The organism is Bradyrhizobium sp. (genome assembly GCF_016213215.1).
Taxonomy (GTDB): domain Bacteria; phylum Pseudomonadota; class Alphaproteobacteria; order Rhizobiales; family Xanthobacteraceae; genus Bradyrhizobium.
The window spans coordinates 1-12740 of sequence record NZ_JACRAW010000122.1 but is presented as its reverse complement, the minus strand read 5'-3'; the positions used below and the strand labels follow the sequence as shown (position 1 = coordinate 12740).

The window sequence follows — 12740 nt, the reverse complement described above, 5'->3', positions numbered from 1 at the left end:
CAAGATGCCGCGACGACGCCTACGCCTTCGCCGACGGCCGCGCGCCGACGCGGGCGAACCAGGCGGCGATGTTGGTGTTGGCGGGATCGAGCGGCTGGCCGACCTGGCCGGCGAAATCGAGCCAGCAATAGAGCAGGACGTCGGCGAGCGTGAAGCGCTTGCCGCAGATGAATTCGCGGCCGTCGGCCATCTGTCCGTTGAGCCATTGCAGGCGGGTGGCCGCGACCTTCTTCAGGCCGGGCGATGCCTCGGGCGCGACGGGGATGCGCTTTTCGAAGAACTTCACCCCCTCGCCGTAGCGATAGCCGTTGCCCATGGGCTCGACGATGTTGAGGTCGATGCGGCGCGTCCACATCCGGCATTCGGCGCGCTGTTCCGGCGTGGAGCCGATCAGCGGCGGATTGGGGGATTTCTCCTCGAGATATTCGCAGATCGCGGTGATCTCGGCGAGACAGGAGCCGTCATCGAGCTCCAGCGTCGGCATCTGGCCCATGGGATTGCGCTTCAGATGCGTTTCCTGGCGGTTCTCGCCGCCGCGCAGGTCGACGGTCTGCCTGGGGATCTCGACGCCCTTCTCCGCGATGAACATGCGGACGACGCGCGGATTTGGCCCGATGGAATCGTAAAGCTTCATGCGTTTCTCCCCGTGGAATATTCTCGTCGGCAGCGGCTTTGCGTGCCTTTGAACAGGTCGTCTCGCTCCTTGTCAAATGAGAGAAGCGCTCTCCGCCGCCGCGCCGGCGACGCTGCGAAACCGATCCGCGGTTGTTCAAGGCGTTCATCAACATGGAGCGCGGGGCGCGTTTTGCCACGCCGCCTCCATTATCCGGGCCAAATTCGGCCCCGGAAGAGTCCCTAAAATTTCGGTAACGCGGTCCGTCGGTAAGGATTTCGCAAGCAATTGAAAGTTACCAAATGGTCAATCTTCAACGGAGATCTTGAACCGTGAGCGAACAAGTCCCTGAACAGGCCGGGCTTACCGGCGCGACGGATGCGGCGGTGGTCTCCGGCGGGTCGGGCGAGCCGGCCACGGCAAGCTTCGAGGCTGAGCCCCGCCTGATTGCGCCGGACCACGAGGCGCCGCCGAAGCCGGATGCTCCCAAACCGGAGCCGCCGAAAGCCGAAGCGGCCAAATCGGACGCGCCGAAGGCCGAGGCGCCCGAGCTGGAGTTGCCGAAGGCGGAGCCGGGCGCGCCCGGGAAAATCCTGATCATGCCGCCCGGCGACCGTTCCTGGCACAACGAGGATCGCAGGCCGGAAGCCGAGACCGCGCCCACCGGCAAGCGCCGCATCTCGGCCATGGCCGCCGTGATCGCGCTCGCCGCGATCGCCGGGGCGATCAGCGGTGCACTCGCCACCGCCGGTATGACGCATTTCGCCGGCAAGGATGATTCGTCCGCTCCGACCCAGGGATTGGAAGCCTCCGTGGCCCGGATCGATGCCGATCTGCTCGCGCTCAAGGCGAGCGTGGAGCACACGTCCAAGGTGGCGGCGGGCCAGCATAACAAGGCGACCGACCGGCTCGAAAAACTTGAGAAGGCGCAGGCCGAACCCGCCGCCAGGCTCGCCCGCCTCAGCGACGCCGTGGAGAAGCTGCGCGCCGCAAGTGCGATCGCGCCGGCGCAGAATGCGGCCGCGAAGGAGGTGACCGGCTCGGTGGCACCGGCCCAGCTTGCGGCCGCGGCCCCCGCGACAACGCCGGCTTCGCCTCCGGTTCCGGCCGCGCCTGACACACAGTTGGGCAGGCTCCCGACCGTGCAAGGCTGGGTGCTGCGCGACGCCGGCCGTGGCAGAGCGCTCGTCGAAGGGCGGGATGGGCTGTACGAGGTGTACGCCGGCGATCCGCTGCCGGGCGTGGGGCGCGTCGATGCCATCCGGCGCCAGGATGGTCGCTGGGTGGTCGTGACCACGAAGGGCCTGATCGTCTCGCGCTGATCCGCTGCAAACAGGTTGCAGGAGGCGCTTCACCGCGTTGTGAAGCGCCTTTTTCGTTTGAATAGTCACGCAGCCGCGGTGTTAGCTGAAGGCATGAAGCGCGCCTTGCGATTTCCCATCACCCTCATCGTGCTGTGCAGCAGTGCATTGCCCCTGTCCGCGGCACAGGACACGGCGCTGGAACGGGGAACGGCAATCACGGATTCTTCAGTGCTGCGCAAGCTCGATCAGGAGGACAGCTTCACCCTCCATCGCATTCTGTGGCCGGAGCGAAACGCCAACTTTCCGCTTGCGACGAAGCTGCTCTTTGGCTGGCTGCCTCAGCTGGCGCCAATTCGTCCGGCGTTAGAGGCGGAGTTTGATCGGTACATTGAACGACACAACGCGAAGTTTCCGAACGAAACCATCGGCGTGGGCGAGGCCTTCGACGTTCGGCTGTTCGACCGAAGGCTTCTGGATTCCCTCGAAACGCGCTTTGTACTCGCGGGCATCGTCAACCGCATGGACCGGGCCTATGTGTCGGACGGGTCGTGCGGCGAGATCCGGCTGATCTACCGCCTTACCCGGTTCGAAGGGGCCGATAGCGACAAAGCGGTGTCGCCCCTGCCGATGACGCTGAACCTGGTGCTCAAGGCTCGGCACGAGAACGATCGGTATCACACCAGGCACGAGAACGATCGGTATGTCACTCATGAGCCGGTCACCTGCGCGGAAATCGCGCGTCGCTGGCTTGAAAACAGCGACTGGCGGGATCTCCTTTGGCGCACCAGCTACCCGCGGGATGCGATGCTCGATCGCATCGAGACCAATATCCAGATCGCGCATGCACCGAAATCGGCCGTCCGCGATTTCCGTACCGACTACCTGCTGAAAGCTTTCAAGTACAACCCGGACACGCACGTGTTCGAGGAATCGGTGCTGGAGAACCAGATCGATCGCGACCGCATCCTTGCCGACGACAGCCTCAAGCGCGAATTCAGGGATTGGCTGCTCGATCCGCCTCATTTTGGCGAGTTCGATCGCGGCACGGTCCTGATCCCCGAGAAGTATCTTGCCAAAGCCGCCATTGCGCCGACGCCGGCCGGCCTTGAATTATCGGAGCTGCAGCCGGAATTCGGCCTCGTGCAGGGCGAGGGCGGGGCAGCGCCGGTCTTCACCGAAGACGATGTCGCCAGCGCGTTGAAGAATGCGGCCGAGCGCGGCATCGAGATGCAGAATATCCGTTCGCTCGCCGGCTTTGCGCGGCGGTTGAACGACATCACCTGCGCCGGCTGCCACCAGACCCGCGCCATCGGCGGCTTCCATTTCCCAGGCGGCGACCGGACGGCGGCGTCCGATTCGGCGAGCGTTCCCGCTTCGCCGCACTTCTTCGGCGATCAGGTACGCCGGCGCGATATCATGACCGCCTTTCGCGACGGCAGGGCGCCGGATTTCTCGCGGGGCTTTGCCGGCCGTCCGCAGACCCGCGGCAGCACCGAGCTTGCAGGAACCCAATATCAGGACGGCTGGGGCGCAACCTGCTCTTTGCGGCCCCGGGGATCGAAGGACGACGACAGGAGTTTTAGCTCCTGGAACTGTGCCGAGGGCCTTTCCTGCCAGGCCGTCGGCACCTCGTCCCGCATCGGGATGTGCTTTGTGGACGACCGGTGATCAGGCAGGTGCGAACGGGTTGGAACGATGAGCGAGATCCGCGACGCCAACAAACGGCGCAACCTTCAGATTGCCCGCAACGAAGAGAAACAGCAGATCCTCGGCAGCGTTCGCATCAGCGCCTGGGCGATCGCGGCAGCGCTCGTCGTCGGCGTGTTTCTATTTTCGATCGGGTGGATCGCCTATCGGCTGTGAGATGGCGCTTGCGCCATGGTTGCGAACGTCATTGCGAGCCAAAGGGTCGGCGCGAAGCGCCGCCCGATGACAGGCTCCGCGAAGCAATCCAGAATCTTTTCGCGGAAGCAGTCTGGATTGCTTCGTCGCTGTCGCTCCTCGCAATGACGGATCTGCGGTCAACCCACCGCGCCGCTCGCCTTCAGCTTCTGGATCGCCGTCTCGTCATATCCCGCCTTGCGCAGGATCTCGTCACTGTGCTCGCCGACGCCCGGCGGCTTGCGCGGCTGCACCTTCTTCGAGCCGTCGATCCAGATCGGGCTGTTGATGGTGAGCATGGTGTCGTTCTCGAACGGCACCAGCACCTCGTTCTCCATCATCTGCTTGTCGTGCGGGATGTCGTCGAGGATGCCGACGACGCCAAAGACGAGGCCGTTGCCGTCGAGGATCCTGCGCCACTCCGCAAGATCCCTGGTCGCAAAGGCCTCGTCGAAGATCCTGATCAACTCGACCGATCGCGCATGGCGCCCGGGCTTGGTGGCGAACCGCTCGTCCGTGATCAAATGTTCCAGTCCCATGCAGCGGGCGAGCGTCGGCCATTGCCGGTCCTCGTTCAGCAGCGAAAGGATGATCCAGCGGCCGTCCTTGCATTGGTAGTGGTTGGTGACCGCGTTCAGCGCGCGCTCGCGCGGACGCCGCTCGCCGAACTTGGCCCCGCACAGTCTTGCCTGAGTCAGTACGCCTCCCGCCCAGACACCATTGGCCATCAGGTTGGACGAGACGTGCGAGCCCTTGCCGGTCTTCTCGCGCTTGTAGAGGGCGGTCACGATCGCACCATAGAGGGCCATGGCGCAGGGGTGGTCGCCCATGCCGGCGACCGAGCGCGCCGGCGTGGTGTTGATGTCGGCGCGCACGAGGTCCATCAGGCCGGAGCGCGCCCAGTAGGCGTTGGAGTCGAAGCCGGGCTTGTTGGCCTCCTCACCCTTTTCGCCGTAGCCGGTGAACGACGCATAGATCAGGCGGTCGTTGAGATGGGCGAGGTGGTCGTATGTGATGCCGAGCTTCTCGCGCACCTGCGGCGGCATGTTGGTGATGAATACGTCGGCCTCGGCAACGAGCTTGTAGAGGACCGCCTGCGCTTCGGCCCTGGTGAGGTCGAGCGCCAGGCTCTTCTTGTTGCGGGCCTCGAGCAGCCAGGCGAAATTGTGCTCGCTGGTGGGATAGCCGGGCAGGTTCGGCAGGTTGCGGTACGGGTCGCCCATGCCTGGCGGCTCGATCTTGATGACGTCGGCGCCGAAATCGGACAGCACGGTCGCGGCCGCGGGTGCCGCGATGAAGCTCGCGCAATCCAGGACCTTCAGCCCTTCGAAGATGCCCTTTTCCATAGTGGCGTCGCTCCCTTCATTCTTGTTGTTTCCCGCGTGCTGGAATTCACGTTCCGTGCCGGCCAATCATTTGACCGATGTTTCGTCAGGATGCAACGGCATTCAATGTCGTTGCGAGCGAAGCGAAGCAATCCAGAATGCCTCCGCGTTGACAGTCTGGATTGCTTCGTCGCTGCGTTCCTCGCAATGACGGCGCTACTCTTCGCCCGCGAGCAGCGCGGCATTGCCGCCGGCCGCGGCAGTGTTGATCGTCACCGTCTGCTCGGCGGCAAAGCGCGCAAGGTAGTGCGGCCCACCGGCCTTGGGACCGGTGCCGGACAGGCCGGACCCGCCGAACGGCTGCACGCCGACGACGGCGCCGATCATGTTGCGGTTGACATAAACGTTGCCGACCGAAAGCCGCTTGACGATCGCCTCCACGGTGTCGTCGATCCGCGAGTGGATGCCGAGCGTGAGTCCATAGCCGGTGCGCTCGATCGCCGTCAGCACGTGGGCGAGCTTCTCGGCGCGGTAGCGCACCACATGCAGGATCGGGCCGAATACTTCCTCGGTGAGCTGGCCGGCATCACGCAGCTCGAACACATGTGGCGCCACGTAGCAGCCTTCCGGCGCACTGCCGGCGAAATGCAGCTGCGCCTCGCGCTTCATGCGGGCAATGTGGGCGTCGAGCCGCTGTTTCGCTTCGATGTCGATGACCGGCCCGACATGGGTCGCGACATCGCGGGGATCGCCGATTCTGAGCTCGCGCGCCGCTCCGGAAATCATCTCGATCATGCGGTCGGCGACGTCCTCCTGCACGAACAGGAGGCGCAGCGCCGAGCAGCGCTGGCCCGCGGACCGAAATGCCGAGGTCACGACGTCGTCGGCGACCTGCTCGGGCAGGGCGGTGGCGTCGGCGATCATCGCGTTGATGCCGCCGGTCTCGGCGATCAGCGGCACGATCGGGCCATCCCTGGCCGCGAGCGTTCGATTGATCGCGCGCGCAACTTCCGTCGAGCCGGTGAAGACGACGCCGGCAATGTCCGGATTGGCGGTCAATTCCGCGCCGATACTGCCGTCGCCCGGCACAAGATGCAGCGCGGAGGTTGGCACGCCTGCTTCGTGCAGCAGCCGCACCGCTTCCGCGGCGATCAGTGGCGTCTGCTCGGCGGGTTTTGCAATGACGGCATTGCCGGCCATCAGGGCTGCGGTGACCTGGCCGAGGAAGATCGCGAGCGGGAAATTCCAGGGCGAGATCGCGACGAACACGCCGCGGCCGCGCAAGGCGAGCACGTTGCTCTCGCCGGTCGGCCCGGGCAGGGCCTCGCCCTCGCCAAGCAGCTTTCGGCCCTGCATGGCGTAGTAGCGGCAGAAGTCGGCAGCCTCGCGCACTTCCGACAATGCGTCGTCAAGCGTCTTGCCGCCCTCGCGCTGCAACAGCGCCATGAAATGCGCCGACCGGCTCTCCAGCAAATCGGCGGCGTTCTCGAGCAGCGCGGCGCGTTCGCTGGCCGGCCTTTTGCTCCACTGTGGAAAGCCCGCACGCGCGGCGCTCACCGCGGCACTGGCCTGTCCCGCGGCGGCCTCGACCACGTGTCCGACCTGCGTCACGCCGTCGATGGGGCTCTTGATTGGCCGCGGAGGGCCCGACTTCGGCATCCCGTCGAGGATGGGTGCGGCCGAAACCTGGGCCGTTTCGGTTTCCATCTCGGCGAGCAAACGTTGCAGCGCCGCCCGCGCGCCAAACTCCAGCCCGCGCGAATTCTTCCGCTGCGCCCCGAACAGCCGGCGCGGCAACGGAATGTTCGGGTGCCGCGCATTGTCGGCGCTGAGGATGATGTCGGCAGGGCGCTGCAACAGCCTGGCAACCGGTACGGCATCATCGGCGGCAAGCGCGACAAAGGAGGAGTTGGCGCCGTTCTCCAGCAGCCGCCGTACCAGATAGGCGAGGAGATCACGGTGGCTGCCGACCGGCGCGTAGGTGCGGCAGGCAAGCTCCGGATGGTCGTGCGCAAGCCGGGTGTAAAGCGCTTCGCCCATGCCGTGCAGGCGCTGGAATTCGAATTCGCCTGGCTCGCCTGCAAGCTCCATCACGGTCGCGACCGTCAGCGCGTTATGGGTAGCGAATTGCGGGAAGATGCGCGGCCGAAGCGCAAGCAGCTGCCGGGCGCAGGCGATGTAGTTGAGGTCCGTCATCGCCTTGCGCGTGAACACAGGATAGTCATCCAGCCCGCGCTCCTGCGCCCGCTTGATCTCGGTGTCCCAATAGGCGCCCTTGACGAGGCGCACCATCAGCCTGCGATCATGCGAACGCGCGAGCTGATCGACATAGTCGATCACGGCGCCGGCGCGCTTCTGATAGGCCTGGATCGCGAGGCCAAAGCCGTCCCAGGCGGCGAGCGATGGCTCAGCGAGCGTTGCCGCGATGACGTCGAGCGACAGTTCAAGGCGGTCGGCCTCCTCGGCATCAACCGTGAAGTTCAGGTTGTAGGCCTTGGCACGGCGCGCAAGCTCGAGAAGAAGGGGCACCAGCTCCGCCATGATGCGGCTGCGACTGATCGCCTTGAAACGCGGATGCAGCGCCGACAACTTGACCGAAATTCCCGGCCGGTCGGGCAACGAGTGCGCCCCGGCGACGCGCCCAATGGTCTCGATCGCGCTGGCATAGGCATCGAAATAGCGCCGGGCGTCCGAGGCGGTGCGCGCGCCTTCGCCGAGCATGTCGAAGGAATAGCGCGGCGGGTGGGCCGAACGCGGCTGTGCCCGGGCCAGCGCCTGTTCGATGGTTTCACCGAGGACGAAATGGCTGCCCATCAGCCGCATCGCTTGGCGCGTGGCGGCGCGAACGGCGGGCGCACCGAGCCGTTTGACCAGTTGGCCGATGGTGCCTTGCGGGGTCTCGCCCGGTTGAATCACCCGCGTCGACAGGCCGAGCGCCCAGGCGGAGGCGTTGACCAGAAAGGCAGTGGATTTGGTCTCGTGGTGGATGAAATCGCCTTCGCCGAGCTTGTCTTCGATGAACTGATCGGCGGTGCGAGTGTCCGGCACACGCAGCAAGGCTTCGGCGAGCACCATCAGCGCCAGCCCCTCCTTGGTCGAGAGCGCAAACTCGCGCAGCATGTCCTCGACCCCGCCGAGCCGGTCGTCGTTGCGGCGGATGGCCTCGATCAGCCCTGTCGCGGTGCGGTCGATGCGCTCTTCCCGGACCGAACCCAGGCGCGCTGACTTGAGAAGCTGCGCGGCAAGCTCTGCGTCGCCGGTCGCATACGGCGCGCTGAAAGGGGAAAGTGGAGCTTGGTCGGCCGGCATGGCGGATCCCGCGGGTAGCTTCGAGCCTACCCGTGTGCCGCTGAATCGCCAATGTGGAACCGGACCGGAACCTTTCGCGAGGTCCGGCAGGCGATCTCTCTGGCAGGTTGCCGAAAGGCGCCCGCGCGTGAATTCGATCGCACGCCATCGCGGCGCCCGCCGAACGCACCCTCCCAATTCTTCGAAGTATCGGCCAACTCCCGGATTTCCTCCGGGAGAGCGGCGTCGCCGCGCGGCTTAGATCTTCAGGTTCTCTGCCGAGGTCTTGCCCCGATTTGCGATCTCTTCATACTCCACTGTCTGTCCCTCATTGAGTGTGGACAGGCCAGCTTTCTGCACTGCCGAGATATGAACGAAGATGTCCTTGCCTCCCGAAGAGGGCTGAATAAATCCATAACCCTTCGTTGGGTTGAACCACTTGACCGTACCCTTAGCCATCACGTCGTCTCCGCGGGAATCCTCGATAAAGCGAGCCGCCAGCCCCGCCGACCGGTCGGCTCGACGGTGACAGGATACGCGGATTGCCCCGTTCTTGGTAGCCGAAACGGGCGCGAGATCTGGCCGAAAATCAGCCATTATCGCGGCGTTTCGCCGGTTTAACTATCATTTGATGCATCCGGAGGACCTCAGCCGTGCCGAAAGATCGCCGAGGCCGCGCTGCGTTCGGCGTCGCCGACCAGCGCCGACAAGGCTCGTACATCTGCAACCACGCGCACGGTCATCGGTGTGTTACGGCCGCGGATCGCGGCCTCCTGCTCGGGCAGATCGACGCCCGCAAGCTCCGCCGTGACACGAACTTCCTCGGAAACGACAGCTTCGCAGGCGATCGTCTTTGTCATGTCCTGCAGGCGCGAGGCGACATTGACCGCGTCGCCAAGCGCCGTGAACACGATGTGATCGCGGTAGCCGATGTCGCCGACGATCACTTCGCCGGCATGAATCCCGATGCCAAAGCGGATCGGCTGCTGCAAGTCATGGTTCAGCAAATGATTGAGCTCGTCGATATGGCGGCCGACGGCGGCTGCGGCCTTGAGAGCCTGGCGGCAGGCCGTCCGTGCATTGGTAGCCAGCCCGAACAGCGCCAGCATTCCGTCGCCGACGAACTGGTTGGGCTGGCCGCCGTTCTCGACCACCGCCTGCGACACCGCTGCCAGGAAGCGGTTGACGATGAACACGGTGTCGAAGGGCAGCCGCTTTTCGGCCAATTGGGTCGAGCCGCGCATGTCGACGAACATGCTGACAAGATAGCGCTCCTGGCCAACTCGCGCCGGGCCTGAAGCGTGCGCGTTCGCCGACGTCGTGTGCGGGGAGAACAGCTGGAAGAACGACAGGTCGCTCGTCGGCCGGAGCTGGCAGGCGAGCCGGATCGACGGATCGGTGGTTCCGACCCGGCCGAGCACGAAGGCTTCGCGCGGCGTCGGTTCGGGCAACAGGCCGTGATCGCCGATCACGCGGATCCGGCAGGTCGAGCAGCGGGCCCGGCCGCCGCAGACGCTGGCGTGAGGCACGTTGTGGCGGAGGCTCGCCTCGAGCACGCTAAGGCCCTTCGGCACGTGGATTTTCTTGCCGTTGCCATAGGACAGGCTGATCATGCCGCCGCGCCGCTCGTGCAGGCTCCTTATCCCGCGCGCCAGTAACGCGAGGCCTACCAGGCCGAGATAGCCGATCAGAAGCCCGTTGGTGATCCGATCGAGCGTTTCCTGCTCGGGGCGCGTTCCGAGTTGGCGTTCCGACATGTTGTTCGTTCGCCATTCCGCATCCCTGCTGTCGACGACAATGCTTCGTCCGCCCTGATAGATTCCGAGCAGCGCCAGGGTGGGGATGAGCACCGCCGTCGCGAGCAGGAACGGCGATGCGCGCCTGAAGAAGGATTTCATCTGCAGCCAGAAATACAGCCCGATGCAACCGTGCACCCACGCGATGATTGTGAGTGCCGTCATTTGCCACAGGCGGTAAGACCCGCCGACAAAGAAGGCGTAGAGCACCTGCGGATAGAGCTTTTCATGTCCGAACAGGGTCTGGCCGAGCCGCACGCCGACGATATGAGCGATGACGAGCAGCGGGATGCTCAACCCGAGCACAAGCTGCAGCGGCTCGATCGCCTTCCAGCGGAAGCTGCGACGCTGATATAGCGCAAAAATACCGAGCCCGGCATGAAGGACCGCCGCCGTATAGAACGCGATCGCTACGGGCAGAAACTGCCAGAATTCGGTGTGGTAATAGACGCCGGCGGCCAGTGCCTCCATCGAGATGTTGCCGAGCGCATGATTGAGGAAATGGCTGATCAGATAGGAAAACAGTATCAGCCCGCACACGAGCCGCACCTGGCGCAGGCCGATGCCGCGGAAGAAATTCTCAGATGTTGTCTGAGCGGTCGCCATGAAATTGAAATGTCCAACTCGTGAACTAGATCGGTCATATAGATTAATTCCCCGGCTGGATAGTTGTCTCGCATTGCCAAGGCAGCAGCTCTGCGGTCACTCACCGGTGTCGTCCTGTGGTCACGGGCCCGCGCTCGCGGGGTCGACATGGGCGAGAGTTCGCCACGCATTGACACTGCATCCGGAGTCGGGGAAAAGCGCGGCGTGATGACAGCCCCCCTCCACAGCTCAGGCACCGCCCGGAAGAGATTCTCGCTGGGACCGCTTACGATCGCGATTGTAATCGTTGCGGCGATGACCGTGCTGCGGATCATCTATGCCAACGCCATCGAGTTGCGCACCGACGAGGCCTATTACTGGACATGGTCGAAGGAGAGCGCACTGTCGTTCCTCGATCATCCGCCGGGTATCGCGTGGTTCATCCGCTTCGGGACCGCGATCTTTGGTGACACCGATTTCGGCGTCCGCTTTCCGGGCATTCTCGGCATGCTGGTCACGCAATTGCTGCTCGCCGACATCGTTCGCCGCTTAACCCATGACGTGCGCGCGATCGTGTTCGCGCTGCTGATGCCGGAAGCCGCGCTCTATTACGGCCTGTTGATGGCGAAGGTGGCGCCGGATGTCGCCATGATCCCGGTTGCGACGGCGATGTTCTGGTCGCTGGTGCGAATAGCCGAGACGAAGGACGGCCGCTGGTGGTTGTTGGCTGGCGTATTCGCCGGCCTGTCGCTGCTGTCGAAATTCACCGCGATCATGTTCCTGCCTGCCGTGGTCGCCTTCATGCTTGTCCCGGACTGGCGATGGCGGTGGCTGCGCAGCCCGTATCCTTACCTCGCCGCGCTGATCGCAGTCCTGCTGTTCCTGCCGGTCCTGATCTGGAACGCTCAGCACGATTGGGCTTCGTTCCGGTTCCAGTCGGTACGGGCGATCGCGAATCACGGCGTGTCGCTGCGGACACTGGGCGATTACCTCGGCCTGCAGTTCGGGCTCGTCGGATTCATTCTGTTGCCGGTGGTGTTGTGGGGGGTCTTTTTCACGGCCTGGCGCGGCTATCGCAGGCGTGAGCCGGTTGCCATCCTGCTGTCGACCGCCGTCCTCGTGCCGTTCGTCTACTTCCTCTGGAAGTCGCTGACGCTGCGTGTCGGCGATACCTGGCCCATGTTCATGTGGCCGGTCGGATTTGCCGCAGCCGCTATCAACATCGCGATGCTGCCGCGCGAGGGCTGGCCACAGCGGCTGATCAAGTCATCGATCTTCTGGGCCAATGCCGCGATCGCTTCTGGCATCGGCTGGGTCGTCCTGGTGTTCCTCTATTACATGGCAGCCCCCTGGAATTTCATCGGCAAGATCGATCCGATCGGCGCAGAGGCTGGCTACGAGCAGGTGGTGGAGCGGGCACAAGCCGAACTGGAGAAGACCGGCGCGACCTGGATCGCGACCACGGACTATCGCACCTATGCCATGCTGCGCTGGCTGTTCAAGGACCGCGTACCGATCATCCAAATCAACGAGCGTGGCCGGTTCCAGGGCTTTCGCGATCCCGGCATGAAACTGATCGAAGGCCGTCCCGGCCTTTATGTCGCGCGCGAGCCCGACAACCGTCGGCCGCTCTGGGATTCGATCCCCGTGAAGCGCGAGCCGCTGGAGGTCGTCGAGCGGCGCTGGCGCGGACTCGTGATCGATACTTACGCGCTGGAGAAGCTCAGCGGCTGGACGCCCGAGCTTTCGCCGCCGCCGGATTCTCCGCTATTCGGCTGGCGCGTGCTGGCGGGGGAGATGACCAAACTCATCTCCCTCTCCACGCAAGCGGTGAGAGGTGAAGTGAACTTCACTCCTCACCCTCGCGCTTTCGCAGCAGGTCCTTGGCGAGGTCGGAGAGCACTGGCCGCGGCAGCGCGGCGAAGGGAAGCGGTCGTGTGACGTCGAT

At 64.6% G+C, this 12740-nt stretch carries 8 protein-coding genes and 1 pseudogene; 4 read left to right on the top strand and 5 right to left on the bottom strand.

Annotated elements, in window-relative coordinates:
* Nucleotides 1-19 precede the first annotated feature (19 nt).
* A complete protein-coding gene (locus HY852_RS20810) occupies nt 20-634 on the bottom strand; it encodes a glutathione S-transferase family protein (protein ID WP_291606724.1) in 615 nt (204 codons plus the stop codon).
* Nucleotides 635-999: 365 nt separating this feature from the next.
* Here HY852_RS20810 and HY852_RS20805 point away from each other — a divergent pair, with 365 nt between their 5' ends.
* From HY852_RS20805 to HY852_RS20795, 3 genes are all read left to right on the top strand, one after another.
* Nucleotides 1000-1935, top strand: coding sequence for a hypothetical protein (locus tag HY852_RS20805; protein ID WP_291606728.1), 936 nt, complete (start codon nt 1000-1002; stop codon nt 1933-1935).
* Between the two features lie 93 nt (nt 1936-2028).
* Nucleotides 2029-3585 (top strand): hypothetical protein, encoded by a 1557-nt coding sequence (locus HY852_RS20800; RefSeq protein WP_291606722.1) that lies wholly within the window; start codon nt 2029-2031, stop codon nt 3583-3585.
* Between the two features lie 27 nt (nt 3586-3612).
* Nucleotides 3613-3780: a hypothetical protein gene (locus HY852_RS20795; protein WP_291606720.1), complete on the top strand. Its 168-nt coding sequence runs from the start codon at nt 3613-3615 to the stop codon at nt 3778-3780.
* Between the two features lie 158 nt (nt 3781-3938).
* Here the strand turns inward: HY852_RS20795 and HY852_RS20790 are convergent, their stop codons facing one another.
* From HY852_RS20790 to HY852_RS20775, 4 genes are all read right to left on the bottom strand, one after another.
* On the bottom strand, nt 3939-5144 hold the full coding sequence (locus HY852_RS20790; RefSeq protein ID WP_291606719.1) for a CoA transferase: 1206 nt from the start codon (nt 5142-5144) through the stop codon (nt 3939-3941).
* A 195-nt stretch (nt 5145-5339) separates the two neighbouring features.
* Nucleotides 5340-8432: a bifunctional proline dehydrogenase/L-glutamate gamma-semialdehyde dehydrogenase PutA gene (gene putA / locus HY852_RS20785; RefSeq protein WP_291606718.1), complete on the bottom strand. Its 3093-nt coding sequence runs from the start codon at nt 8430-8432 to the stop codon at nt 5340-5342.
* Between the two features lie 237 nt (nt 8433-8669).
* Nucleotides 8670-8870 (bottom strand): cold-shock protein, encoded by a 201-nt coding sequence (locus tag HY852_RS20780; protein ID WP_291606726.1) that lies wholly within the window; start codon nt 8868-8870, stop codon nt 8670-8672.
* A 188-nt stretch (nt 8871-9058) separates the two neighbouring features.
* A complete protein-coding gene (locus tag HY852_RS20775) occupies nt 9059-10813 on the bottom strand; it encodes an adenylate/guanylate cyclase domain-containing protein (RefSeq protein ID WP_291606717.1) in 1755 nt (584 codons plus the stop codon).
* A gap of 207 nt (nt 10814-11020) precedes the next feature.
* On the opposite strand from HY852_RS20775, the pseudogene HY852_RS20770 reads away from it, so the two are divergent.
* Nucleotides 11021-12589 (top strand): annotated as a pseudogene (locus tag HY852_RS20770) (glycosyltransferase family 39 protein); the annotation flags it as partial.
* Between the last annotated feature and the right edge of the window lie 151 nt (nt 12590-12740).